The organism is Pseudarthrobacter xylosi, assembly GCF_055412765.1.
The window spans coordinates 189788-213693 of record NZ_JBVAYT010000007.1; the positions used below are offsets into that span (position 1 = coordinate 189788).

Consider the following 23906-nt stretch of genomic DNA (forward strand, 5'->3'; position numbering starts at 1 on the left):
TCCGCAGCACCGTCCTGCCCGCGCGCGTGGTGGACTGGTTTGCCCGTCCGTCCAGCGTCTGGTGGGGCTTCGCCGTCATCCACCTGTATTTCCTGGGCTGGATGGCATCGTTCTTCCTCAACGGCGATACGTTCAGCGACACCGAGCAGTACCGCCAGTGGGCCATGGACGGCTACAACCCGGACAGCCTGGACGGCAAGATCAGCCCCTGGGTGTACCCGGTGCTGGCGCAGATCCCGATCTTCCTCGCGAACATTGCCGGACCCGGCCTGTACCTCCTGTGCTGGTTCCTGATCATCACAGCGCTCAACGCCGTCGGGCTTGCTTTCCTGACCCGCGGACCGCGGAAGGCGAAGGGTATCGCTCCGGCCTGGTGGTGGCTGTTTTTCACCGTCTTTATGGGTTACCTCAGTTTCGCCCGGGTGGAGGGAATCACCGCCCCCATCGTGCTGATTGCCCTGCTGTACGCAGCCGAACGCCCCGTCGTGGCAGGGATCCTGCTGAGCGTGGCCACCTGGCTCAAGGTGTGGCCGGCAGCGGTCCTGGTGCCGATCGTTATTGCCAGCCGCAAGCGGATCCAGGTGCTGGCCTCCGGCGTGGCGGTCACCGCCGTCGTGGGCCTGGGCACGTACCTGTCCGGCGGGCTGCCGCACATCATGGACTTCCTGACCAACCAGGGCGAACGTGGCATGCAACTTGAAGCCACGTTCTCCACGCCATGGGTGTGGCTCAGCGTGTTCAACATCGCCGGGTCCAAGATGGCGGACAACACCGCCATCAACTCCACCGAGGTCTACGGCCCCGGCGCCAGCGTGGCCGCGTTCCTGATGCAGCCGCTGCTGATCCTCGCCGCCGTGGTGGCGGCCGTCCTGCTGGTCCGGGCACTGAACCGCGGCGCCGAGCGGGAAGAACTCTTCCTCGAGGGCGCGCTGATGATGACCACGGCGTTCATAGTGTTCAACAAGGTGGGTTCCCCGCAGTTCATTATCTGGCTGGCCCCCGTGATCATCGCCGGGCTGACCCACGATTGGAACCGCTGGAAGGTGCCGGCCGCGCTGCTGATGGGTATCGCCGTGACCACGTTTGTGATCTATCCGCTGTTCTACACCCCGCTCATCCACGCCCACCCGGTCATGGCCGCCATCCTCACCACGCGCAACGTATTGCTGGTAGTGCTGCTGTGGTGGTCGGTGAAGCGGACCGCGGAGCTTGGGCGGAAGTCGACGGCGGTCCCGCAGGCCGTCTGACGCGGACCGTCTTCTGGTTGGGCTACCGCCTGGGTTTCCGACGCAAGGCCGCGTCTTAATTCCGCTCGTTTAGAGCCTTTTGGCGGAGCTGGGTGCCTCAGCGGTCACTGCGGCGCTGGTCCATGACCCAACGCCAGCCACGCCGGGCCCAGTCCGAGGGTTTGCCCTCGATCAGCAGCTTCCGCGTGTGGATGTCCAGGACCAGCAGGTAGAACGTGAACAGCAGGGCCGTCACGAACGCCAAGGAGGACGCGTCGATGGGAAGCTCCACAAAGGACCAGACCGAGAGCTGGTCCTGCGCGCCGAATACGACAAAGAACGTCACGGCGACGTAGAGGCTCCGGATCTGCCAGTCGTTCCGGATACCTGTCACGGCCAGGAACGGCAGGAACCAGAGGATGTACCAGGGCTGGATGATGGGCGAGAGCATTACGACGGCGGTGAACGCCAGAGCCAGCCGACGGACCGCCCGCGAGTAGTCGCCACGGAACATCAGCAGCAGTACCAGCCCGATCGCCGCCCACTTCATGCCCGTCCGCAAGAGGTCCGCAATGGTGCCGCCCGGCAGTCCCAGCACGTTGCCGAGGAACTCCACCTGCTGCCCCAGGAAGCCTGACGGCGAGTAGCCGGTGTACCCCGGCGTCGGGTCCATGATGGCCCAGACCCAGCCCAACCCGAGGTTGAACGGGATCCCGCTGACGGCCAGCGCCGCGAAACTGATTCCCGCCGTCGCACCCCAAATAAGGAACTTCCGCGTCCACGACGCGGCCGGTCCTGCCCACATAACCCCGATGAACGGCAGGAGCAGCACGGTGATCGGCTTGATCCCGATGGAGGCCGTGACCAGCAGGATTCCGGCCAGGTAGCGCTTCGTCGCGGCGAAGTAGACACCGGCGACGGCGAGGCCCACCATCAGCGCGTCGTTGTGGGCACTGGCCACGAAGCTGATCAGGAACAGCGGGTTGGCCACCGCAATCCAGAGTGCCCGGGCGCCGTTGATGCCGTGCAGTTCGGCCAGTTTGGGCACGTAAATGACGCAGAGCAGGACCCCGACGCCGGCGATCAGGCGGAACAGCAGAACGGATACGTCGGGCTGCGCCCCTGTCAGCTCTACCACGCCGCGGGCGAGCCACAGGAAGTAGGGCCCGTAAGGGGTCCTGTTCTCGGCCCAGGCCGGGTCCGCGCCGAGGGCGAACCAGTTGTTGAGGGTGGAGATTCCCACGGTGTACGGGTTCTGGCCTTCCATGACCAGGCGGCCCTGGCCAGTGTAGGCGTAGACATCGCGGGAGAAGATGGGGACAGCCAGCAGGAGCGGCAGGGACCAGGCGGAGATGGCTATGACCACCGACCGCAGCGAGTGTTCGCCCCAGTCGTCCAGCCGCTGGCCCAGCCGGAGCCAGGACCGCATCAGGAGCATGGCCCCCAGTGTCAGGAGCACGGTGGACAGCGTCACGCCCCAGCCCTCGGTCCGCAGCGCGATGACCACCGGCTGCCGGATCATGGGTGAGCCGTTGGCGATCCAGCCCGTTCCGATAGAACCCACAAACATCATGAGGGCGCCGAGGAACCCCTGCCAGGTGGCGATGAACACCCTGCGTTTGGTGGACGGAGCTACGGCGGGCGCGGCAGGAGTCGGGAGCTCGGCCGCTGTCTTTTTGGACGGACCGGGGACGCTCTCCGAAGTGCTGATGTTTGAACCGCCTGCCGTCATGTCTTTTGGTCCCCTACTTACGTTACGGCGCTGGCTGGACTAGCTATAGGCCGGTCTACAACCCAGCCATTTTAGCAGTTGGCTTAGCGTGTGCCCCAGACTGGTAGGGGCGGACGTGCCCCCTATTCCGCAATGAGGCGTCCCGCCGCCCCTCCCCGCCTAAGAATGAAGCCACCACTGCCGCTTCACGAGCACGATTGGACCCAGCCATGGCCGCACGAAGCGCCCCCGATGCCCGGACCGGAACGCCTCAGCAGCTCCAATCAGTCCGCGCCACCCTTCGCTCGCCGCGGCGGCTGAAGACCGAGGCGCTGGCAGGCCTTGTGGTGGCGCTGGCGCTGATCCCGGAGGCGATCGCCTTCTCGGTGATCGCTGGCGTGGATCCGCGGATCGGCCTGTTCGCCTCGTTCACCATGGCTGTCACCATCTCCTTTGTAGGCGGCCGGCCCGCCATGATTTCCGCCGCCACAGGCGCCGTCGCCCTGGTCATCGCCCCGCTGATGCGCAGCCACGGCCTGGACCACCTGATCGCAGCGGTGATCCTGGCCGGCGTTTTCCAGATCCTGTTGGCGGTCCTCGGCGTCACACGGCTGATGCGGTTCATCCCGCGTTCGGTGATGGTGGGTTTTGTGAACGCCCTGGCCATCCTGGTGTTTATGGCCCAGATTCCCGAACTGATCGGCGTGCCGTGGATGGTGTATCCGCTGGTGGTGATCGGCTTGGTGATTGTGGTGGGACTGCCAAGAATTACGACGGCGGTACCCTCACCTTTGGTGGCCATCGTGGTACTCACCCTGTTTGCCGTGCTGGCAGGCGTGGACGTCCCCACCGTCCAAGACAAGGGCCAGCTGCCCGAGAGCCTGCCGTCCCTGTTCTTGCCGAACGTCCCGCTGACGTGGGAGACATTCCAGGTCGTGGCACCGTTCTCACTGTCCATGGCACTGGTGGGTCTGCTCGAATCGCTGATGACCGCCAAGCTGGTGGACGACATCACTGACACCCGCTCCAACAAGACCCGCGAGTCCTGGGGCCAGGGAGTCGCGAACATCGTCACCGGCTTCTTCGGCGGCATGGGCGGCTGCGCCGTGATCGGCCAGACCATGATCAATGTCAAGGGATCCGGGGCACGGAGCCGGGTGTCCACGTTCCTGGCCGGCGTCTTCCTGCTGGTCCTTGTGGTGGTGCTCGGCGACGTGGTGGGCCTGATCCCGATGGCCGCGCTGGTGGCCGTGATGATCTTCGTTTCAGCCATCACCTTCGACTGGCACTCCATCGCCCCGCGGACCCTGCGCCGCATGCCCAGGTCCGAGACCGCCGTTATGGTGATCACGGTGGCAGTCGTATCGGCCACCCACAACCTGGCCATCGGCGTCGGGGCCGGAGTGCTGGCGGCCACGGCCCTGTTCGCCCGGCGGGTGGCGCACTTCGTCACAGTGGAGCGGACCGTGGTCGAACTTAACGGCGAAAACGTGGCCACCTACACCGTGGACGGCGAGCTGTTTTTTGCCTCGTCCAACGACCTGTACACGCAGTTCGAGTACGCCCTGGACGCCGAGCCGGGCATCAGCCGTGTAATCGTGGACCTGCACGCTTCGCACCTCTGGGATGCCTCAACCATCGCGGTGCTCGACGGCGTGACCGAGAAGTACCGGCGGCACGGTCGGGACGTGGAGCTGATCGGGTTGAACGCCGCCAGCGTCGTTATGCGGGAACGGCTGGCGGGAAAGCTGAACTGATGTCCTGCGCCGGGGCGGCTCAGGGCGGAGCGGCTCAGGAAGCAGCGGCCATCGGCGTGTAACTGAAGGACTTCAGCGTCAGTGTCCCGTCCTTGGTCGATGCTTTCAGGCCCTTGGGAGCGCCAGCGGGAAACGCCAGCGACGTCAGGGTCCTCTCGCCGCCGTTGACGAATACTTCAACGGAGCTGTAGTCCACATAGATTGTCAGCTGCACCTTGCCCTCGCGGGGAGCGGATTCTGCCCGCCGGACCGCGCCGTAATCGGGTCCGAGTCCGGCGGTTTCCTTGGCTGCGCCGTCACGGGAGACGAACGCGGTTTCCGATTCGAAGTCGTAGCCCACTGTGGCGAAGGCCCCGTTTTCGGCGAGCAGCTCCACTTTGGCCTCGGAGCCGTCGTCCCCGGCCGCGCGTTCGAGCGTGAGGTCAAGCCGGTAGGCACCGCCGTGGAGCTCGGGCAGCCCGGGAGCACCGTCCGGAGTCAGTTTCCGGTTCTCCGCAGTGACCGTCTCGCCTTCGAGTGACTTCAGCGCGTTGGTGGGCGTGGAGACGAGCGTTGGTCTTCCGGAGACCGATTTGAGCCGGATGTCCCTGACTATAGTGTCGGTGCCGCCGTGCCAGTCGTCCGTGGGCAGCTTTCGCGCGTAGGCCCAGTTGTTCAGCCAGGCGATGGCGTGGCGGGAACCCATGCGCTGGCTTTCCGTGAGCCGGGGGTCCTCCCAGGTCACGGCGGCGTAGAAATCGGAGCCGTCGTCGAGCCACTGGTGTTTCTCGTCTGACGGCGTGAACCGTGTGCCGTCCCAGGTTCCGGTCCAGTAGGCGACGCCCGTGGACTTTCCCTCCTCGGCCCCGTTGGCGCTGGCCGCGAGCACCCAGGTCCGCTTGGCCGGGTCGCCGTCAACGTCGAGCTGGAAGAGCTCGGGGCATTCAAGAACGCCCAGGCCTTCGCGCTCAAAACCGGACAGGTAGCGCCATTCCTTGAGGTTGGAGGAGGCGTACAGTCCAATCTTTTCGCCCTCCGCCAGGACCATGACCCACTGGTTGTTGGCCTCATCGCGGATGATTTTGGGGTCGCGCCAGTGCTGCTCCCCGGGGTTGTCCATCACCGGGTTGCCGTCATAGGCCTTGAACGAATACCCCTTATCGGTGGAATAGAACAGCGACTGCCGCTGCACTCCCTCGTCCTGCTGGGTCATGACGGCGATGACGGCGTCCTCGCCGAACCCCGCGGAGTTCCCGTGATCCACCACGGCGCTGCCCGTTTCGATGTCGCCAAGGCCGTTTTTGTACTTTTCGATGGCCACACCCTCGTCCTTCCAGTGCACCAGGTCAGTGCTGGTGAGGTGGTACCACTCGGTGCCGTTCTCCCCGGGGTAGCCGGAGTTGTAGAGGTAGTAGTAGTGCCACTGACCGTCAAGCCAGAAGGGCCGCTGGGGATCGTTCATCCAGTTTTCCCGGGGCGTGATGTGGTAGCTGGGCCGGTATCCGGAGGCGCCGTCCGGACGCGCGAACGCCGACTCTGCCGGCGCCGGCACCTCCGGGCCGGCGCCGAGGTCGGACAACATGGCCCCCACCGCTTCGGGCGTGATGCAGCCGGGCCTCGGAATCTCCGCGGAGCCTGCCCGCGCCACCTGGTCCCGAACGCTGGAGCGCGCGTAGACTTCCCCGCCCACCCGGGCGGCGGCCACCCAGCCGTCGGCGCATTCGATGGCGCGGAGGTCGGAGAGACCCTCGGTCCGAAGCGGATACGCCAGGCCTTCCAGGCTGCGGTCTCCCCCGGTCAGCCAGAATGAGCCGTAATGGCCCTTCGCCGCTTTGGCTTCGGACTGCGCTTTGGCAACGTCAGCCAGCGCTTGCTCGGCCGGGCTGCCCGGGTCCGGCTGAGAGCCCAAACCCACCACCATTGCCGCGGCCACCAGGACCAATGCACCGGCAGCGGCCACCGCGGCCCACAGGGCCCGTGGCGTGAGTTTGTTGGGAAAAAACCTGAATGACATGTTTGCCGATCATTGTGATGCACGAATGCCGGCGCGAGGTTCAAGCCGGCGCCGGCATTTTCATCATGTTGGTCTGATTTGACTCAATTTTACAGGCCTCGCACCCCGGTGCTCTCGCGGCGGTCGCCACGAAGACCCTACGCGGGCGTTGCGCCTGGAGTTCGCTTCAGGCGCAGGGCGCCGGGCGCAGGGAAACTAATTGTTGCCTTCGCTGTGGACGGTGCGGTTCCGTCCCAATGACTTGGCAGCGTAGAGGGCCCGGTCGGCAGCGGCGACGAGGTCCTCCAGGTCGGAGGTCCCGGCGTCGTACAGTGCCACACCGTAGCTGACTGTGGGCATCTGCAGTCCGTCCGCTGTGGGGACCTGGGCGAGGCGCCGGCTGATCTCCTCCGCGGTTTTCTCAGCCCGTCCGGCGGTGGCGCCGGGAATAAGGAGGACGAACTCTTCCCCGCCGTACCTGCCCGCCAGGTCGGTGGACCTTACGGTGTCCCGGCACGCTCCAGCGAAGGCCTGCAGGGCGAGGTCCCCGGCCGCGTGGCCGTGGGTGTCGTTGACTGCCTTGAAGTTGTCCAGGTCCGCGAGGATCAGGGCGCCCGTTCCCGGGGTAACGGACCTGTCGCCCAACAGCTCGGTGGCCAGGTCCAGGAAGGCTTTGCGGTTGAGTAGGCCGGTGAGATCGTCCCGGGTGGCCACCATGCGTAAGGCCCGGGTCTGCTGTTCGGTGCTCAGGGCGGCCATGCTGAAGGAAACCACCACCAGCAGCACCATGGTCACCAAGGTGGTCCCCGCGGAGCCGAAGAACGTGGCGAACGTGCGTCCGTTTGGGCCCTCCAACACGAAGTACGCCAGCCGGCCGAAATAGAACACGGACATCGCCGCCGCGGCGGCAGCCATCGGCACGCGCACGCGGGAATAGCCAGGTTCCAGCCGCCAGAGTTCCCGGGATGCCAGCCCGATGGTCAGGCACATCGCGGCGAGGAAGACGGCACCGCCGGCCCAGACGTTAGTGCCGGGATTGTCGACGGCGGATGCCACCAGCGTGACCATCGGCAGCCCCGTGAAGAGCCACCGGAGCGGCCGCAGGTCCCGGAGCGAGCGTGCGCCAGCCCAGACGGCCACTCCGCCGAGAACCAGCAGGACGTTGCCAAGGGTGTTGGCCCACCACTGATGGCCGGTTCCGTTCAAGAGGAAAGCGGCGGACCCGGCGAGGAAGAACACCAGTGCGGTGCACCACCAGCCGCTGTACGGCGAGCGAGTGGAGCGGTAGGCCGAAAAGTAGAACAGTAAGACCAGGACCAAAGCCATCACACCGAAGGCGACCCGCAGCGTGGCGGTATCCAGGACCATTTCCGAAGTTCCCCTGCCGACGAAGCGATGAACGCCCAGTATGGCACCGTTACTGGCCCGGCGGGCGGATGATCCGCCGTTGCGTGGCCAGGGCGATGGCGGAGGTCCGGTTGTCCACGCCGAGCTTGCCGTAGATGTGCACCAGATGGGTCTTGACGGTGGCCTCGGAAATGAAAAGCCGCTTGGCGATGGCTCGGTTGGTCAGGCCGGTGGCCAGCAGTTCCAGCAACTGCACCTCGCGGGTGGTGAGCGCGGTTTCCGGGCTGCTGATCCGCGACATCAGCAGTGCGGCTACCTTGGGCGCCAGGGCCGTCTGGCCGGCCGCCGCCGACAATACCGCCTGGCGGATCTGCTCCGGCGGGGCGTCCTTGAGCATGTAGCCGCTGGCGCCTGCCTCGACGGCGGCAAGGATATCCGCCTCGGTGTCATAGGTGGTCAGGATCAGGACCGGCGGTGGGGTGTCCAGCTGCCGGATTGCCGCGGTGGCGGTGATACCGTCCATCCCGGCGCCCATCTGCAGATCCATCAGCACCACGTCCACGCGCTCCCCCAGGGTCCGCAGCCGCGCGAGTTCGCGCAGCGCCGCATCCCCGTCGGCTGCCTCGGCGGCAACGCTGAAGTCCTCGAATTCGGCGAGCATGGCGCGCAGGCCCGCGCGGACCACAGGGTGGTCATCCACCAGGAGAATGCGGAGATTACCCATCAGTCCCGTTCCCCCTTCGGCGCTGCTTCGCCGGCGATGAGCGGCAGCCGGACCGCGACGACGGTCCCATCGCCGGGTGCCGTCTCCACGTCCACGGATCCGCCCAGTTCACCCACCCGGGCAGCCAGCGAGCGCAGCCCGAACCCGCTGCCGTCCGCCCGGCCGGCCACGCCGGAACCCGGCGCTTCCGGCACAAAGCCCGTGCCGTCGTCGTACACGTCCAGGGTGACCTCGTCCCCGAGGAACGCGAGGGTGACGACGGCGGTGCTTGCCTTGGCGTGGAGCCTGACGTTGGCGAGGCTGGCCTGGGCGGCCCGGAGCAGGGTGACGCTGTACTGCGGCGGCAGCTCCGCCGGATCGCCCACCAGCTCGAAGCGGCAGCGGAGGCCGTCTCCGCGGGCGGCGGCCAGGGTTTCGGTTTCGCCGCAGAGCCGCTGCAGGCTTTCCGGGAGCGACGACTCCTGGAGCTGGGGTGAGGAGAGACCGCGGACAAAACTGCGGGCCTCCGCGAGGTTTTCCGACGCCGTCTGCTGCACCAGCGCGAAGCGCTCGGCGGCCGTGGCAAGATCGCCGCCGGCCAGGGACTTCTCAGCCGCCCGCGCTACCAGGACGATACTGGACAAGCCCTGGGCGAGGGTGTCGTGGATTTCGCGGGCCAGGCGCTCACGTTCAGCTGCGACGCCGGCCTCGTGCTGGGTCCTGGCCAGTTCGGCCCGGGTCCTGCGGAGTTCGTCCGCGGCCAGCCGCTGCGCCTGACTCTCTTCGTAGAGCGCGCGGTATGCGATCCCGGTGACCACTGCGAAAACGGCACCCAGCGACGGTCCCAGGACCATGGGCAGGGAGGGCGACGGCAGTCCGCTGGCCACCCACTGCGAGGCCACCACGGCGGCCGTCATGGCGGCGATGGTGAGCAGCGCAATCCGGCGCGGCAGGACGTGCAGGTGGAGGAAGAAGAGCGGAAACGCGACCCAGGAAAATTCGGCGCTGCCTGCGAGGAGGATGCCCCACAGTGCTGTAACAACACCCAGCCACGGGGCGGCGTAGGGGTGCGGGTTGAAGCCGGAGCGGCCGGCGGCGAAGCGTTTTTCCAGGACGGTGCCGGCGAGGTATGCCCCGGCCAGGGCGACGGCTAGCGCGGACCAGGCGTAGCGTCGCGCCCCTACCGATGTGCCGCCGTCGGCCGGTCCGTCCGCGAGGTGGATCCGCAGGATGGCGACCAGCAGCAGCACGGCAAAACTGACGTGAAGCGTCACCCGCAGGAACCGCAGGATGGCAGCCCCCGACGGGGTGGTCTGTGGGTCCGCGGCAGGCATTTCATCAGCTTATGCGCCGGCGGAGGTGTACGGATCAACCAAAAGGTTGACCACCCGGTCAGCCCTTTATCCCGCCCGGCTCAACCAGGTCCCCGATGTGGGCCGGGCCGATGCGCCGGAGAGTGGATTCAGAAGGAATTCCACCTCCACTGAAGGAAGTACAACGTGTTTCTCGCTATTCGCGATATCCGGTTCGCCAAGGGCAGGTTCGCCCTGATGGGCGGCGTGGTAGCCCTGGTGACGCTGCTGCTGGTGCTGCTCTCCGGGCTCACCGCCGGGCTGGGCGACCAGTCCACGTCGGCCATCGGGAAGCTGGGTGCCGGGTCTGGTGCGGGCTCCGGCGCTGAGGCCAAGCCGGTGGACACCATCGTTTTTGGCGCCCCGGGCACCAACCAGCCGGCGGCGTCCTTCACCGAAAGCGAAGTGACGGCGGCGCAGGTGGACAGCTGGAAGCGCACCGCCGGGGTGGCCAGGGCCGAGGCCCTGGGCATCAGCCAGTCCCGCCTCCAGGGCGGCGATGGCGGCACCGCTAATGTGGCGGTATTCGGCGTCGCCGAGGACGGGCTGCTGGCGCCGTCGCCGGTCCGGGAAGGCTCGGTGGTGATCGGCGCGACCGTCGCCGCAGACCTGTCGCTCAACGTCGGCGACACGGCCACGGTGGGTGGCACTGAACTGACCGTTACCGCCGTCGTGGCTGACCAGTGGTATTCCCATACCGGCGTGGTGTGGACGGCGCTGCCCACCTGGGCCGAGGTGGCGCACCTGGCTCCGGCTGCCGGCAGCGCGCCGGGGAGCATGCCGGTGGCCACCGTCGTCGCGGTCACCTATCAGGACGGGGCTGCAGCGGACGAGGCGGCGGCCAATGCGCTGGCACGCACCGTCAGCACCTCCCGCACAGGTTCGTTCCAGGCGCTGGGGTCCTTCAAAAGCGAAAACGGGTCGCTGCTGCTGATGCAGGCGTTCCTCTACGGGATTTCGGCGCTGGTCATTGTGGCGTTCCTGACGGTGTGGACGGTGCAGCGCACCCGCGATATCGCGGTCCTTAAGGCCATGGGCGCGTCCGGCGGCTACGTGCTGCGCGATGCCATGACCCAGGCCGCCATCGTGCTGCTGGCCGGCGCGGGCCTGGGCGGGACGGCCGGAATTCTGGGCGGGTTCGCTGCAGCCCAGGCCGCGCCGTTCCTGGTCACGCCGGCCACCACGCTGCTTCCAGTGCTGGGAATTGTGGCCTTGGGCATGGCGGGCGCCGCGCTGGCAGTCCGCCGGGTGACCACCGTCGATCCGCTGATTGCCCTCGGCGGCAACTGAACCCCTCTCCTTCACCTCCCGAAAGGAAATCCCCCATGACTGTTACTACTGCTGCGTCCCTCACCCCTAGAACCAGCTCGGCCCCCGACCACCCGCTGACGCTCAGCAACGTCACCCTCGAATACCCGGACGGCGGCGGAACCGTCAAGGCCCTGGACAGGGTCAGCCTCCAGGTCCCGGCGGGCCGGATGGTCTCGCTGGTAGGCCCATCCGGCTCGGGCAAATCCAGCCTCCTGGCCGTGACCGCAACCCTGGTCCGCCCCACCAATGGGGACGTGGTCATTGATGGAACCAACACCGCGGAACTCAAGGACAAGGAACTGACGGCGCTGCGCCGGGAGACGGTGGGCATCATCTTCCAGCAGCCCAACCTCCTGGCGTCCCTGACCGCCGTCGAGCAGTTGATGATTGGCCACCACCTGCGCGGCAAGCCGCTGAAGGCCGCGCGTTCGCGGGCCCGTGAGCTACTGGACCTTGTAGGGCTGGGTGCGTCCGCAGACAAGCGCCCGCACCAGCTGTCGGGCGGGCAGCGGCAGCGGGTGAACATTGCCCGGGCGCTGATGGGCAGCCCGAAAGTGCTGCTGGTGGACGAGCCGACGGCGGCGCTGGACCACGCGCGCAGCGCGTCGATCATCGGGCTGCTGCGCCAGGTGACGGACGAGTTCCAGGTTGCCACGGTGATGGTCACCCACGATACGGAATTCGTCCCGCTGACCGACGCCGTCGCTGTAATGCGCGACGGCGGCCTGACCGCCCCGGTGTTGCCCGGCGCCTTGCTTAGTGCCTTACCGAGCGCCGGGGTCGCGGAGTAGGGTTCCGTCATGGACATCATCCTGGTACCCGGTTTCTGGTTGGACGCGTCGTCGTGGGAGAAGGTGACGCCGGCGCTGGCGGCGGCGGGGCACACCCCCCACCCGCTAACCCTGCCCGGCCTTGAATCCGTCGATGCACCCCGGGCGGGCATCAGCCTGCAGGACCATATTGCCGCCGTCGTGAATTTTGTTGACGGTCTCGATGGGAAAGTGGTCCTCGTGGGGCACTCCGGCGGGGGCGCGATCATCCACGGCGTGGCGGATGCGAGGCCTGACCGGGTGGCACGGAACATCTACGTGGACAGCGGACCGCTGGGCGAGGGCGGCGTCATCAACGATGAGCTGCCAGCCGACGGCGACGACGTGCCGCTGCCGCCGTGGGACGGCTTCGAAGAGGCTGACCTGGTGGACCTCACTGACGAACTGCGCACATCCTTCCGGGCGCGCGCCATTCCGCAGCCCAAGGGCGTGGCGTACGGCCGGCAGCACCTGCACGACGTCCGCCGCTACGAGGTCCCCGCCACGGTGATTGCGTGCGAATTCCCGTCGTCGCTCCTCACCGAATGGATCGACGCCGGCCACCCCTTCACCGCGGAGTTGGCCCGCATCCGCGACGTCGACTACGTGGACCTCCCCACCGGCCACTGGCCCCAGTTCACGAAACCTGTGGAACTGGGCCAGGCGATCCTGGCGGCGGTGGAGCGGGCGGTGTGACGCCCGGCCTGCATTGGTGGCGTCGGCTGGTCTCCCGCCTTCCGTCTGCGTTGATCCGACTCTGATGGAGCGTTCGGATTTTCGCGGTGCCTGGCTAGTTAATGCATGCTCTGGATCAGGATTCATCTGATGAGATACGCAACGTATTACCCTACAAAATGTCAGCAATCGAGGCTGTGGTGGTCCAGCCTGATCGGAACACGATGTCCGGGTCGGGAGGCGTTACTGCCCTCGAAAGTGAGCGACGATGCGAACCGGCTTGAGTACCTCTTGGGGCGCGACCTGGAGCAGGAATTCGGCATCAGTCACTCGATTTTTGAACTTCTCTGATCGAGCGCGAGAACTCCGCTTCTGATGCCCGGGTCAGGTGATCCGTCTCGCCGCACACGGCCAAGACGTGCTCCTTCGCGCCAGCAGCCGCCATGTAGAAAACTTCGAACGGCATCTCCTCAACCTGCTAACGCCCGCGGAGGCCGAGGTATTCTCGGCTTTCGTGGAAAAGATCAGCAAAAACGCCGCGCGGGAGCTGCCGATCATGCCGTAACTATTATTGGCCCACCCTCGGGAATAGCTGACTGGTCAGCTATTGTTGAATGGAGTGAGCGTGCCTTGCGCGACTCGCCCCGGCTATTCTTCCGGGGACTTCCGAGAAAGGTTCACCAGCATGTCACTGAATTTTGAGGTCTTCGATCTCGACTTCCCCGCAGGTTCACCCAACAAGTCAGCAACGTTGATTACCGGCTCCTCAAAGGCTCTCCTCGTGGACGCCGGCTTTACCCTGGCTGATGGCCACCGACTCGTTGCGGCGGTCTTGGACTCCGGCAAGGACCTGGAAACGGTCTTCATCAGCCACGCCGACCCCGATTATTACTTCGGCTTGGAAGTCATCGCCGACGCGTTCCCGAATGCCACGATCCTGGCGACCCCCATCGTGATTGAACACATCCAGGCAACCTACGAGGGCAAGCTCAAGGCTTGGGCGGCGTTGGGGGCCAACCTTCCAACGCGCCTTGCCACGATCACTCCCCTGACCGCGGACGCCATCGACCTCGAGGGGTACCGCTTCGAACTCCGGGGCGGCTCAGAGACCCTCCCTGACAGGCACTACCTGTACAACGCGGGCCAGAACGCAGTCGTCGGTGGAGTCCTGGTCTTCCAGGAGGAACACGTATGGACCGCAGACACCGCAACTCCCGAAAAGCGCTCGGCATGGATCGAGCTCCTTGACCAGATGGAGGCTCTGAAACCAGAGCTCGTCATCGCAGGCCACCGACTGCCGGGAACCGCCAACGACGCCTCGGGCATCGACTACACCCGGTCCTACCTCCAGGAATTCGAGCGGATCCTCGCCCGCTCAGCGGACGGGGCGTCTGTCACGGCTGCCCTGATCGAAAGCTATCCGAACTCCGGGATGCTCATTGCCGCGCAAATCGGGCCCAAGGTCGCCAAGGGGGAAATGACATGGGGCTGAGCGGTACCACCGAGCCCGCCCCCTCAACCTCGCCCCGCGACGTCGTCCGCCGGCAGTACCTGGCATCAGCAGCTGGTGACCTCGAAGCGCTCCGCGCCACCATGGCCCCCGATGTCGAGTGGACGGAGATGGCAGGCTTCCCCCTCGCCGGAACCTACCGGACACCCGCGGGAGTCACATCAAACGTCATGGAAATCCTCGGCCGGGACTGGGATGACTGGACCGCCCACGACGACACCTACATCGTCGAAGACGAAAACGTCGTGGTCCTGGCCAGATACACCGCCAAGCACCGGGCCACCGGGAAACCCCTGAACGTCCGGGTGGCCCACCACTTCATCGTTCGCGGCGGACTGATCGTCCGCTTCGAACAGTTCGTTGACACCGCAAAAGTCGCCGAAGCAAGTCAGCCAACAGCCATCCGTAGTTGGTGACCGCGCCACGTTCGTAAGCTTCATCGGCACAGACCGGCTCAGGCATCAGCTCACGCAATGTTTTCTCCTTCTGGCCGCGGTAGAGCTGGCGGAGTGGCGCTCGAAGAGTGACTTACGTCCGGGCATGGACACTTGGGATCCGCCGCCTCCTCACCAGCCCCAAGCACAGGACGGCTGCTGCCGCGGAAACGGCCGCGACTATCCCGAACGGGACGGCGTCGTTGGCGCCGCCGATGCCGACCAGGGGTGCGGCGATGCCGCCGAAGGCGTACCGGGCCAGCCCCAGCAATGAGGAGGCCGTCCCGGCGATATCGGGATAATCCTTGAGTGCCAGTGAGGTGGCCGGCGGGCTGGTGACGGCCACCCCACTAACCATGGTGAACAGTGACAGGATGATCGCTACCAGCGGCAGGTGCAGGAGCGCCGTCGCCAGCAGCCCCAAGGCACCGGCCGCGGTCATGATCAGACCCAGTGTGAGGGTTCCACGTTCGGACCACCGTTCGGAAAGCCGGCCGGCGATGAATCCGAAGACCATAAAGCCGAATGAAATCAGGCCGAAGGCCAAGGAGTACCCCACCGGGGAGAGCCCATACATGCCCTGGAGTATGTACGTTGCCCCGCTCAGATAGGCGAAGACCGCCGAGTACGTGAAACCCGTGATCAGCACGGCTCCGACGAACACCGGATCAGCGAGGAGCCGGCGGAAATCCTGGATTGAGTGGGAGAGGCCTCCGGTCACCCGACGGTTCGCCGGCAAGGTCTCCTGGAAGACCACCAATGACGCCAGCAGGACGGCGACGCCGACGGCTGCGAGGAACAGGAAGACTCCGCGCCAGTCGGTGACGGTTGCCAGTTGCCCGCCGATGACAGGCCCAACGATGGCAGCCAGTCCTCCGAGAACCGTAAGGCGGCCGTAGTAGCGAATCAGCTTGGCGCCCGAGTAGACGTCCCGCCCGGCGGCCTGCGCAATAACGATGCCCACGGCTCCGGCCAGGCCCTGGACGAACCTTGCGATAATGAGCGTCTCGACGGTTGGGCTCAGCGCACAGAGCGCAGAGGTAAGTGTGTACGCAACAACGCCGATCAGCAGCGGCGTCCGCCGCCCCAGGCGGTCCGAAAGCGGCCCGGCGACTACTTGGCCGATGGCGAGGCCCAGCAGACACGCGGTGATGGTCAACTGTGCCACCGACGTCGTGCTTTGCAGCTCACCGGTGAGGGCTGGGAGGACCGGGAGGTAGAGGTCCATGGAGATGGGACCGAAGATGGTCAGCAGGCCGAGCACAATCGCCAGGGGGCGGCCGACTGCCTGCTCGCGTGCGGGAATCGGGGATACGACGGCGGTCACGCTGGCTCCGTTCTACGGGTTGAGGGCAAAGACTGGGGTCACGTTCAATAAAACCCGGTCTTCCCCGTCCTAGCGAGGGCCCTGCTGATCAGGGGCCTGCCAGTACCTCCCTCCGCCGAGCCGTTCGGGGCTTGGATCAGGCCCATAGTGTGCAACGCTGGTTGCATGGATCTGGAGGTGTCGCCCGCGCTCACGATTCCCGCGTCGGAACTCCGCTGGCGGTTCTCACGTTCGTCCGGGCCAGGCGGTCAGCACGTCAACACGACGGACAGCCGCGCCGAACTCTCATGGAACATAGCTGGCTCCGCCGCCCTTTCGGATGACCAGCGGCAGATGCTGCTGAGACGTCTCGGACCACGCCTCGTCACCGGAGCGATCACCGTTGCCTCCTCCGAGCAACGCTCCCAGCTCCGCAACCGCGAGACTGCCCTGGCCAAACTCGCCGACCTCCTAAGAGAAGGCCTGGCGCCCGAAGGCCCCCGCCGCCGGGCGACCAAACCCACCCGGGGTTCGAACCGCCGTCGCCTCGCCACGAAGGTACAGCGGTCAGCGACGAAACAGCAACGCCGGCGGCCGTCCGCCGAGTAGCGCCACCCAGCGGTCCCGCTGGCCGGACCAAGCGGCGCTCCCGCCGTCGGGCCCTATCCCTGCGCGTTTCCGCCCGTTGTGGCTGACGGGGCTTCGCCGGCGCGGCGCACCCAGGTATGCGCAGCCCAGATGAACAGCAGCAGCCCCACGAGGACCAGCCCGGCGTGGCCGAGGTCGAGTTCGGCCAGGAAGGTGGTCACCGGGTCGGTGAGCCCGAGCATCCCGTGCAGTACGCCGGCGATGGTGATGACCGAGATGAACAGGGCAGAGGCTGCGGACACACCGGTGATGACCATGTTGAAATCGATACGGCGCCTGGGGTCCACAACTGCGCTCCCGTACATTTTCATCATCGCGACGCCGTTCACCGTGTCGCATAGGGTCATCGCCGCCATAAAGCCGAAGGGCAGGGACATCAGCGCGACCGGGGAGATGCCGGCCAGGGCGGCGGTCGCCGTGAGGAGCAGGAACGCAATGGTGGAGGCCGTATCGAAGCCGAGGCCGAAGAGGAACCCCAGGACGAAAATATCGCGGGGACGGTTAACCCGGGAGAGCGGCTTGTCGAGCAGCCGGGCCACCAGCCCGGTCGGCGCCAGTTCCTCGCGGGTGACGGGCGCGCCGCCCTTGACCCGGCGGTACAACAGGGCGGTCCGTCGGAACGCGGCAGCGTTGTAAATACCGATGGTCAATAGGAACAGGCCCGAGACGGACGCCCCGGTAAGGCTCAAAACCATGTTCACGGACGAGCCGTCATTAAGTGCGTCCTGAATGATGCCGGCACCACTGACCACAAGTACCCCGGCAAGCACAACCACCATGCTGTGGCCCATGCTGAACGCGAAGCCTACGCTGACCGGGCTGCGGCCCTGGGCCGCGAAGCGCCGGGTGGAGTTATCGATCGCGGCGATGTGGTCCCAGTCGTAGCTGTGCTTCACGCCGGCCAGGTACGCGGTGATCAGCAGGCCGAACACCACGGGGTTGTGGTTGGTGCGCAGCGAATCGGCCAGCAGCGCGAGCATCACCACATGGAGGGCGGCGACAGCCGCGAACGTCACCGCCAACCGGCGGGCTGTCGGGAGGGCTTCCCGCTCGTGGTGGTTCAAGAGGTCCTTCATTTAATACTTTCGAAGGTTGAGACGGGGCTGGCCATGCCAGCGGAAGCGCAGAAAATCGATGCCGGCGCGGATGACGGCGTCCAGCGGCTCCGTGGCGTGGGACAGGGCCCGGACGGCCAGGCCGCCGTCGAGCAGTGACATGCCCAGATTGCACCCGACGGCAAGCGGCAACAGCTCCTCATGCAGCTCGTTCAGCAGTGCGGCGTCCACACGGGCATCCATGACCAGGAGGGAACCAACGTGGGTGTAGTCCTCTAGGAAGGCCATGCCGTCTATCGGGGCGGCACCGGTCAGCGGGCGGATCAGCAGGTTGTCGAGCACCGCCAGGCGCCCGTCGACCGAGATCTCGTTCCGCAGGCGGATCTCGTCGTAGCCGAACAGGGCACCGTCCGGTGACCATCCCGGGGTGACGATCTCGGCCATCACCAGCGAGGCGCTGCTGTCCATCTCAACCACCGTGGCCTGCCGGTAGGTTGCCCCGCGGTAGGCGATCAGCGGGTCCGGCACAGATTCCAGGCTCGCGTTGGGGCCGAGCCGGATGTGCGTCCGCTGTTCGGCGCGAGTCTCTGGCGTGCGGTAGACCTTCGTAGCTGACTGGGTGGTCAGCAGGAGCCGGGCCCCTGTTTCAACGGTGATATCGATTTCATACTCGTCGCCGCCGACGTACCCGCCGCCGGGATTGACCACCACGTAGCAGACCTGGCCGGTGTCATCGAGGTAGTGCGGCCGGAGGATGCGCAGCGCCCCCTGATGGTACTGGCTCGTGGCGATGCAGCGGTCTCCCCGCACCCCTACGGTGAGCGCAAGCGTCCCGGCGAGTTCGACGGCGGCGCCGGTCACCGGGAGTGCGGGCGCAGGCGCCCCCGTCACTGGCGTAGGTCAAGCATGAGCACGTCGCGCCTGATCCAGTTGATGACGTGTTCCAGTCCTTCGTCGGTTTTGAGGTTCGTAAAGCAGTAAGGCTTGTTGCCGCGGAACTCGAGGGTGTCCGCCTCCATCACGGAGAGGTCAGCACCCACATACGGGGCCAGGTCCTTTTTGTTGATGATGAAGAAGTCGGACTTGATCATCCCCTGGCCGGCCTTGCGCGGGATCTTCTCCCCCTGAGCCACGTCGATGATGTAGATCGAGAAGTCCACGAGCTCCGGGCTGAACGTGGCAGAGAGGTTGTCTCCCCCGCTTTCGATGAACACGACTTCAAGGCCGGGGTGTCGCAGCCGCAGCTCCTCCACGGCCGCCGAGTTCATCGACGTGTCCTCCCGGATCGCCGTGTGCGGGCAGCCGCCGGTTTCGATTCCGATGATGCGGTCCAGCGGCAGGATGCCGTTGGCCGCGAGGATCTTGGCGTCCTCGATGGTGTAGATGTCGTTGGTGATCGCGGCCATCGAGATCTCGGCGCTGAGGTGGCGGGTCAGGCGTTCCACGAGCTGGGTCTTGCCTGCGCCGACGGGACCGCCGACGCCGATTTTGATGAGTTTCATGGTGCTCCTTGCTAGGCATTTGGGTGCGGCGGACCGCGGACGGCTAAGACATAAACATGCGGACGCGCTGGCGTTCGTGGCGCATCTGGGCGATTTCGAGGCCCGGGGCCGTGATGCCGAAATCGTCGGCCTCGAGTGCCTGGATCCGGCGTACGGCGTCCATGATCTTGGGATGTGCTCCCAGCAGCACACGCTGCCCGGCGTCCTGCCCGATGGGGATGGCACGGATCGCATTTTGGGTCAGGGACGTGACCGCAGTGAAGAGGTAGCTCGCGAGCAGTTCCTCCAGCGGGACGCCCAACTGGCGGCCGGCAACGCCGAACGCAACAGCCGGATGCCCGGCGCAACGCCCCGCTCCGACGTCGGCCGCGTAGCCCGCGAGCCGGGCACCCGGCGCCACCGTACCGGCGATGGCCAACATCCGTGCGCCCATCTTGATCCCCGCTTCGCGGACCTCACGGGGTAACGCCGCCGCGGCTATCAACCGGTCGACCCGGGCAATATCGTCCGCCGAGGTCGCCTCGAACGCCAGGCGCAGGGCAAACCCGTCACTGTAGGTCAGTTGGACGCCCACAAACTGGCTCAACCAGCTGGCGAAGCCCGCTTCGCCGTCGATGAGGCCGCGTTCCAGGAACGTCTCCATGCCGAAGGAATGACTGAACCCGCCGGTGGGGAGCGCGGAGTCAGAGAGCTGCAACAGCGGCAGCAGGTACGACGGCGGCTCGTTCACGCGCTCAGTGGGTGTGTTCGGCATGGCGGAACGGCACGGGCACCACACGTTCCTGGCGCGAGTACGGCACGCCCACGTGGGTCAGGTAGTCCTCGACCGTGTGGTCGTACTGCACCACCATCACCTCTGCGGCATATTCACTATCGGCGTCGAAAAACTGCGCCTGCATGTGCCGGTTGCCGAGATTGTGCGCCACGACCCCCATTTCACGGATGCTGCGCGCGGCAATAACCAGGACGTCCGTTGCCAGTGCCGTCACCACGATGACGGTTTTGTGGTCGCGGAACAGGATGTCGCCGTCGCGGAGATCCCGCACCGGGCCGGCGTCCTCGCTGAGCCGGATGCCCAGCTCACGGCCGTGGTCGGTGGTCACGCGCTGGATTTTCTTGACGAGTTCCGCGCTCGGCAGCAGGACCTGCTCCTCGTGAAGGCCGGCCAGTTCGCCGTCTGGGAGATCGTGCCGGTTGGCGATGACGTGGTCAATAATCATATATGCCCCCTTGGGAATATGCGTCTAAAAGAGGAAGTAGCGCTGCGCCATGGGCAGCACAGTGGAGGGCTCCGCCGTGATCGGCTCGCCGTCGACAGTCACCGAGTAGGTTTCCGGGTCGACCCCGATATCCGGTGTGGCGCCGTTGTGCTTCATGTCCGCTTTGGTGAGCGTGCGAATCCCGCTCACCGGCCGGATTACGCGGCGCAGGCCCAGCTGTTCGGGGACTCCGGCGGCGATGGCGGCCTTGGAAAGGAAGGTGATCGAGGAGGAGTGTACCGCGGTGCCGAGTGCCCCGAAGTTGCTGCGCAAGGTGCGTGGCTGCGGGGTGGGGATTGAGGCATTGGGATCCCCCATAACGCTCATGACAGCCTGCCCGCCCTTGAGCACGAGCTCGGGCTTGACGCCGAAGAACATCGGGTCCCAGAGCACGAGGTCGGCGAATTTGCCCTCCTCGATGCTTCCCACCGAGTCCGCGATGCCGTGGGCGATCGCCGGGTTGATCGTGTATTTGGCCACGTAGCGCTTGAGCCGGAAGTTGTCCCCCACCTCGGGGTCGCCGTCGAGCTTTCCGCGTTGGCGCTTCATGGCGTCCGCTACCTGCCAGGTCCGCAGGACTACCTCGCCCACCCGGCCCATCGCCTGGGAATCGGAGCTGGTGATGGAGAAGATGCCCATGTCGTGCAGCACGTCCTCCGCGGCGATGGTCTCCTTGCGGATACGCGAATCGGCGAAGGCCACATCTTCGGGGATGTCCGGGCTCAGGTGGTGGCAGACCATCAGCATGTCGAGGTGTTCGTCGATGGTGTTGACCGTGTACGGCAGGGTGGGATTGGTCGACGCCGGCAGGACGTTGGGCAGCGCCGCGATCTTGATGATGTCCGGAGCATGCCCGCCGCCGGCGCCCTCGGTGTGGAAGGTGTGGATGACGCGGTCGCCGATGGCACGGATGGTGTCTTCGACGAAGCCGCACTCGTTGAGGGTGTCGGAGTGGATGGCCACCTGCACGTCATACTCGTCAGCCACACGCAAGGACATGTCGATCGAGGACGTGGTGGAGCCCCAGTCTTCGTGCACCTTCAGCCCGATCGCTCCAGCCCGGATCTGCTCCGCAAGGGGCTCGATGGCACTGGCGTGGCCCTTGCCGAGCAGTCCGATGTTGATCGGCAGGTTCTCCACGGCCTGAAGCATGCGGGAAATGTGCCAGGCGCCGGGTGTAACGGTGGTGGCCTTGCTCGCGTCGCTCGGTCCGGTACCGCCACCGATCAGAGTGGTGATTCCTGAGGCCAGCGCCACCGGCACCTGATCGGGGCTCACGAAGTGCACGTGCGTATCGATGCCGCCGGCGGTAAGGATCTTGCCCTCGCCCGCGATGATGTCGGTGGCGACGCCGATGGTGATGTTCACGCCCCGGGAAATCTGGGGGTTGCCGGCCTTGCCGATTTTGAAGATGTGCCCGTCGCGCAGGGCCACATCGGCCTTGTAGATGCCGGTGTAGTCCAGCACGATCACGTTGGTGATCACGGTGTCCGGAATGTCGTCGTCCCGGACCAGTTGCCCGTTCTGGCCCATGCCGTCACGGATGACCTTGCCGCCGCCAAACACGACTTCTTCACCGTAGTTGGTGTGGTCGTGCTCAATCTCGAGGAACAGGTCAGTATCAGCTAGCCGAACGGCGTCGCCGGTGGTGGGGCCGTAGAGGTCCGAGTATTGCTTGCGGCTCAGCTCGAAGCTCATTTGGTGTCGTCCTGGAGGTCGATCAGGCCGCGGCTCGGCTCGAGGGGGCCGTTGATGCGGTCCCGGAACCCGTAGACCGCACGGTCGCCAGAGTACGCGAGCAGGTTGACCGTCTTTTCATCCCCGGGCTCGAACCGCACTGCCGTACCCGCCGGGATGTCCAGCCGGAAGCCGTGGGCCGCCTCCCGGTCGAATTCGAGGGCATCATTCACCTCGAAGAAATGATAATGGGACCCCACCTGGATGGGGCGGTCACCGCGGTTGATCACGGCAAGGGAACGGGGAATGAGGCCTGCATTGCACGTGATGGGCTCCGTGCGGAGGATGTATTCGCCGGGTTTCATTGGGGTTCTCCTCGCCTAGCGAATGGGGTTGTGCACGGTGACGAGCTTGGTGCCGTCCGGGAACGTCGCTTCGACCTGGACGTCGTGGATCATGTCGGCGACGCCTTCCATGACATCTTCCCTGGTCAGGATGGTGGTGCCGTAGCTCATAAGGTCCGCGACCCGGCGTCCGTCGCGGGCGCCCTCCACCAGCTCGTACGCAAGAATCGCGATGGATTCCGGATGGTTGAGCTTGAGTCCGCGTTTCTGCCGCCGTCGTGCGAGGTCGGCAGCAACCACGATCATCAGTTTTTCGCTTTCGCGTGGCGTTAGATGCATAAAAGCCTCCTAATTCATTCGCGATAAATCGCGAGCTCCCACTCGTTATCTACAACCGGCCAAAGAAAAGACCGGGAGGCCCGTGGATGACTGAAGACTATCAGAGTCCCACGGCAGTAACTCAGGCCCGAACCCACTCCCGCACCAGTGCCACGAATTCCTCCTGCCGGGCCGCCGCGTCCTCCGCGCTGCGAAAAATCACCTGGCCGCGGTCTTGCCCGATCATTTCCAGCAGCCCGCTCCATTTGGAGGCATCAAAAGGAAATTCCTCTTCGACGGCCTTTGCACCCCGGTGAAAAATCAACTGAACATGATGAAGCGGCCGCAAGTTAAATGTGACCCGGTCAACGGAGCTGAAGCAGAAGCTCGGCGCCCTCCACTTAATCCGCTCCGTGATGGCGTCATCCGCGTCCAGGATAGCCACCCGAAGGCTCTCAACCACAGGCTTCAACGGGTGCTCCAGTGACTCAAGAAACGAATCAACAGCCGGATTCCGATTTAGTGTCATGAAGCCTAGTCAAACACTTTCCCATGCCGTTTCCGACGGCGCCGATCCCTGCTGCGCGGCAGGCTGTAGTACTAGAGTGTGTTTCATCCGGGGATGGCGAGCTACCGCATCCGCGGGATCCGCGGCGATGATGCCGCCGCGTTGTGACTGTTGTTTCGTTCGAGCAAAGGATGATCATGGCCGTTTCAATTGAACTGGGCAAGAAACTCGACAAGGACTACGAGAACAAGAGCCTGGAGGAAGTCCTCGACGCCCCGCCGTCCGCCCTTGCGGGCCTCACGGAGAAGCACGCCGAACTTCTCGCTGGCATGGGGATTAAGACAGTCCGCGATCTCGGCAGTAACAAATACTTTGCCGTGGCAGGCGTCCTGGTGGCCCTGTCCAAGCATGTCGACTGAAGTACCTCAACGCGCAGGAAGGCCCGGCCGGGTGAGAACACCGGCCGGGCCTTCCTGGTTAAT

24 protein-coding genes are annotated in these 23906 nt (G+C 65.6%); 9 read left to right on the forward strand and 15 right to left on the reverse strand.

Annotated elements, in window-relative coordinates; all coding sequences use genetic code 11:
* Nucleotides 1-26: 26 nt before the first annotated feature.
* Nucleotides 27-1247 (forward strand): glycosyltransferase 87 family protein, encoded by a 1221-nt coding sequence (locus ACZY1F_RS15875; protein ID WP_463942918.1) that lies wholly within the window; start codon nucleotides 27-29, stop codon nucleotides 1245-1247.
* A 97-nt stretch (nucleotides 1248-1344) separates the two neighbouring features.
* On the opposite strand, the gene mptB is transcribed toward ACZY1F_RS15875, so the two are convergent.
* A complete protein-coding gene (gene mptB, locus ACZY1F_RS15880) occupies nucleotides 1345-2958 on the reverse strand; it encodes a polyprenol phosphomannose-dependent alpha 1,6 mannosyltransferase MptB (protein WP_463942919.1) in 1614 nt (537 codons plus the stop codon).
* 209 nt (nucleotides 2959-3167) lie between these two features.
* Between mptB and ACZY1F_RS15885 the strand changes: the two genes are divergently transcribed.
* Nucleotides 3168-4694 (forward strand): SulP family inorganic anion transporter, encoded by a 1527-nt coding sequence (locus tag ACZY1F_RS15885; RefSeq protein WP_463942921.1) that lies wholly within the window; start codon nucleotides 3168-3170, stop codon nucleotides 4692-4694.
* Nucleotides 4695-4728: 34 nt separating this feature from the next.
* On the opposite strand, the gene ACZY1F_RS15890 is transcribed toward ACZY1F_RS15885, so the two are convergent.
* The 4 genes from ACZY1F_RS15890 to ACZY1F_RS15905 form a co-directional block, all read right to left on the reverse strand.
* Entirely contained in the window at nucleotides 4729-6687 is a 1959-nt protein-coding gene (locus tag ACZY1F_RS15890; RefSeq protein WP_463942923.1) for a glycoside hydrolase family 32 protein, read from the reverse strand.
* Nucleotides 6688-6882: 195 nt separating this feature from the next.
* Nucleotides 6883-8034, reverse strand: a complete 1152-nt coding sequence (locus ACZY1F_RS15895; RefSeq protein ID WP_463942925.1) for a GGDEF domain-containing protein — start codon at nucleotides 8032-8034, stop codon at nucleotides 6883-6885.
* Between the two features lie 49 nt (nucleotides 8035-8083).
* A complete protein-coding gene (locus tag ACZY1F_RS15900; protein WP_463942927.1) occupies nucleotides 8084-8737 on the reverse strand; it encodes a response regulator in 654 nt (217 codons plus the stop codon).
* Nucleotides 8737-10050 (reverse strand): sensor histidine kinase, encoded by a 1314-nt coding sequence (locus ACZY1F_RS15905; RefSeq protein WP_463942928.1) that lies wholly within the window; start codon nucleotides 10048-10050, stop codon nucleotides 8737-8739. The genes ACZY1F_RS15900 and ACZY1F_RS15905 overlap by 1 nt, the downstream gene beginning before the upstream one ends.
* 165 nt (nucleotides 10051-10215) lie before the next feature.
* Between ACZY1F_RS15905 and ACZY1F_RS15910 the strand changes: the two genes are divergently transcribed.
* The 5 genes from ACZY1F_RS15910 to ACZY1F_RS15930 all read left to right on the forward strand — a co-directional run bounded on the left by ACZY1F_RS15910 (nucleotide 10216) and on the right by ACZY1F_RS15930 (nucleotide 14789).
* A complete protein-coding gene (locus ACZY1F_RS15910; protein WP_463942930.1) occupies nucleotides 10216-11358 on the forward strand; it encodes an ABC transporter permease in 1143 nt (380 codons plus the stop codon).
* Between the two features lie 35 nt (nucleotides 11359-11393).
* On the forward strand, nucleotides 11394-12170 hold the full coding sequence (locus ACZY1F_RS15915) for an ABC transporter ATP-binding protein (RefSeq protein WP_463942932.1): 777 nt from the start codon (nucleotides 11394-11396) through the stop codon (nucleotides 12168-12170).
* Between the two features lie 9 nt (nucleotides 12171-12179).
* Nucleotides 12180-12884 (forward strand): alpha/beta fold hydrolase, encoded by a 705-nt coding sequence (locus tag ACZY1F_RS15920; RefSeq protein WP_463942934.1) that lies wholly within the window; start codon nucleotides 12180-12182, stop codon nucleotides 12882-12884.
* A gap of 664 nt (nucleotides 12885-13548) precedes the next feature.
* A complete protein-coding gene (locus ACZY1F_RS15925; protein ID WP_463942936.1) occupies nucleotides 13549-14355 on the forward strand; it encodes an MBL fold metallo-hydrolase in 807 nt (268 codons plus the stop codon).
* Complete coding sequence (locus tag ACZY1F_RS15930) at nucleotides 14346-14789, forward strand: nuclear transport factor 2 family protein (protein ID WP_463942937.1); 444 nt, start codon at nucleotides 14346-14348, stop codon at nucleotides 14787-14789. The genes ACZY1F_RS15925 and ACZY1F_RS15930 overlap by 10 nt, the downstream gene beginning before the upstream one ends.
* A gap of 112 nt (nucleotides 14790-14901) precedes the next feature.
* On the opposite strand, the gene ACZY1F_RS15935 is transcribed toward ACZY1F_RS15930, so the two are convergent.
* Complete coding sequence (locus ACZY1F_RS15935; RefSeq protein ID WP_463942939.1) at nucleotides 14902-16134, reverse strand: multidrug effflux MFS transporter; 1233 nt, start codon at nucleotides 16132-16134, stop codon at nucleotides 14902-14904.
* A gap of 165 nt (nucleotides 16135-16299) precedes the next feature.
* On the opposite strand from ACZY1F_RS15935, the gene arfB reads away from it, so the two are divergent.
* Nucleotides 16300-16722, forward strand: a complete 423-nt coding sequence (arfB, locus tag ACZY1F_RS15940) for an alternative ribosome rescue aminoacyl-tRNA hydrolase ArfB (RefSeq protein ID WP_463942940.1) — start codon at nucleotides 16300-16302, stop codon at nucleotides 16720-16722.
* Nucleotides 16723-16775: 53 nt separating this feature from the next.
* On the opposite strand, the gene ACZY1F_RS15945 is transcribed toward arfB, so the two are convergent.
* The 9 genes from ACZY1F_RS15945 to ACZY1F_RS15985 form a co-directional block, all read right to left on the reverse strand.
* On the reverse strand, nucleotides 16776-17837 hold the full coding sequence (locus ACZY1F_RS15945) for a HoxN/HupN/NixA family nickel/cobalt transporter (RefSeq protein ID WP_463942942.1): 1062 nt from the start codon (nucleotides 17835-17837) through the stop codon (nucleotides 16776-16778).
* Complete coding sequence (locus ACZY1F_RS15950) at nucleotides 17838-18707, reverse strand: urease accessory protein UreD (RefSeq protein WP_463942944.1); 870 nt, start codon at nucleotides 18705-18707, stop codon at nucleotides 17838-17840.
* Nucleotides 18704-19318 carry an urease accessory protein UreG gene (ureG, locus tag ACZY1F_RS15955; protein ID WP_141138964.1) on the reverse strand — a complete coding sequence of 205 codons (615 nt, stop codon included), beginning with the start codon at nucleotides 19316-19318 and terminating at the stop codon, nucleotides 18704-18706. Before ureG ends, ACZY1F_RS15950 begins: the two co-directional genes overlap by 4 nt.
* Before the next feature lie 43 nt (nucleotides 19319-19361).
* The gene (locus ACZY1F_RS15960) at nucleotides 19362-20072 is read right to left on the reverse strand and encodes an urease accessory protein UreF (RefSeq protein WP_463942946.1); all 711 of its coding nucleotides are present in this window, start codon (nucleotides 20070-20072) and stop codon (nucleotides 19362-19364) included.
* Nucleotides 20053-20538, reverse strand: coding sequence for an urease accessory protein UreE (gene ureE, locus ACZY1F_RS15965; RefSeq protein ID WP_463942948.1), 486 nt, complete (start codon nucleotides 20536-20538; stop codon nucleotides 20053-20055). Before ureE ends, ACZY1F_RS15960 begins: the two co-directional genes overlap by 20 nt.
* A 24-nt stretch (nucleotides 20539-20562) precedes the next feature.
* Nucleotides 20563-22275 (reverse strand): urease subunit alpha, encoded by a 1713-nt coding sequence (gene ureC, locus ACZY1F_RS15970; RefSeq protein WP_463942949.1) that lies wholly within the window; start codon nucleotides 22273-22275, stop codon nucleotides 20563-20565.
* A complete protein-coding gene (locus tag ACZY1F_RS15975; RefSeq protein ID WP_463942950.1) occupies nucleotides 22272-22619 on the reverse strand; it encodes an urease subunit beta in 348 nt (115 codons plus the stop codon). The genes ureC and ACZY1F_RS15975 overlap by 4 nt, the downstream gene beginning before the upstream one ends.
* Before the next feature lie 15 nt (nucleotides 22620-22634).
* On the reverse strand, nucleotides 22635-22937 hold the full coding sequence (locus ACZY1F_RS15980) for an urease subunit gamma (protein ID WP_463942952.1): 303 nt from the start codon (nucleotides 22935-22937) through the stop codon (nucleotides 22635-22637).
* A gap of 121 nt (nucleotides 22938-23058) precedes the next feature.
* Entirely contained in the window at nucleotides 23059-23445 is a 387-nt protein-coding gene (locus ACZY1F_RS15985) for a DUF1801 domain-containing protein (protein ID WP_463942954.1), read from the reverse strand.
* 176 nt (nucleotides 23446-23621) lie between these two features.
* On the opposite strand from ACZY1F_RS15985, the gene ACZY1F_RS15990 reads away from it, so the two are divergent.
* Nucleotides 23622-23843, forward strand: coding sequence for a hypothetical protein (locus tag ACZY1F_RS15990; protein WP_463942956.1), 222 nt, complete (start codon nucleotides 23622-23624; stop codon nucleotides 23841-23843).
* Nucleotides 23844-23906 lie beyond the last annotated feature (63 nt).

Coding starts and splice junctions, on each gene's coding strand:
- ACZY1F_RS15975 (WP_463942950.1), bottom strand. CDS start 22,619: ATGAAACCCGGCGAATACATCCTCCGCACGGAGCCCATCACGTGCAAT.
- arfB (WP_463942940.1), top strand. CDS start 16,300: ATGGATCTGGAGGTGTCGCCCGCGCTCACGATTCCCGCGTCGGAACTC.
- ACZY1F_RS15980 (WP_463942952.1), bottom strand. CDS start 22,937: ATGCATCTAACGCCACGCGAAAGCGAAAAACTGATGATCGTGGTTGCT.
- ureC (WP_463942949.1), bottom strand. CDS start 22,275: ATGAGCTTCGAGCTGAGCCGCAAGCAATACTCGGACCTCTACGGCCCC.
- mptB (WP_463942919.1), bottom strand. CDS start 2,958: ATGACGGCAGGCGGTTCAAACATCAGCACTTCGGAGAGCGTCCCCGGT.
- ACZY1F_RS15960 (WP_463942946.1), bottom strand. CDS start 20,072: ATGCCGAACACACCCACTGAGCGCGTGAACGAGCCGCCGTCGTACCTG.
- ureG (WP_141138964.1), bottom strand. CDS start 19,318: ATGAAACTCATCAAAATCGGCGTCGGCGGTCCCGTCGGCGCAGGCAAG.
- ACZY1F_RS15885 (WP_463942921.1), top strand. CDS start 3,168: ATGGCCGCACGAAGCGCCCCCGATGCCCGGACCGGAACGCCTCAGCAG.
- ACZY1F_RS15985 (WP_463942954.1), bottom strand. CDS start 23,445: ATGACACTAAATCGGAATCCGGCTGTTGATTCGTTTCTTGAGTCACTG.
- ACZY1F_RS15925 (WP_463942936.1), top strand. CDS start 13,549: ATGTCACTGAATTTTGAGGTCTTCGATCTCGACTTCCCCGCAGGTTCA.
- ureE (WP_463942948.1), bottom strand. CDS start 20,538: ATGATTATTGACCACGTCATCGCCAACCGGCACGATCTCCCAGACGGC.
- ACZY1F_RS15915 (WP_463942932.1), top strand. CDS start 11,394: ATGACTGTTACTACTGCTGCGTCCCTCACCCCTAGAACCAGCTCGGCC.
- ACZY1F_RS15945 (WP_463942942.1), bottom strand. CDS start 17,837: ATGAAGGACCTCTTGAACCACCACGAGCGGGAAGCCCTCCCGACAGCC.
- ACZY1F_RS15905 (WP_463942928.1), bottom strand. CDS start 10,050: ATGCCTGCCGCGGACCCACAGACCACCCCGTCGGGGGCTGCCATCCTG.
- ACZY1F_RS15895 (WP_463942925.1), bottom strand. CDS start 8,034: ATGGTCCTGGATACCGCCACGCTGCGGGTCGCCTTCGGTGTGATGGCT.
- ACZY1F_RS15890 (WP_463942923.1), bottom strand. CDS start 6,687: ATGTCATTCAGGTTTTTTCCCAACAAACTCACGCCACGGGCCCTGTGG.
- ACZY1F_RS15900 (WP_463942927.1), bottom strand. CDS start 8,737: ATGGGTAATCTCCGCATTCTCCTGGTGGATGACCACCCTGTGGTCCGC.
- ACZY1F_RS15990 (WP_463942956.1), top strand. CDS start 23,622: ATGGCCGTTTCAATTGAACTGGGCAAGAAACTCGACAAGGACTACGAG.
- ACZY1F_RS15920 (WP_463942934.1), top strand. CDS start 12,180: ATGGACATCATCCTGGTACCCGGTTTCTGGTTGGACGCGTCGTCGTGG.
- ACZY1F_RS15930 (WP_463942937.1), top strand. CDS start 14,346: ATGGGGCTGAGCGGTACCACCGAGCCCGCCCCCTCAACCTCGCCCCGC.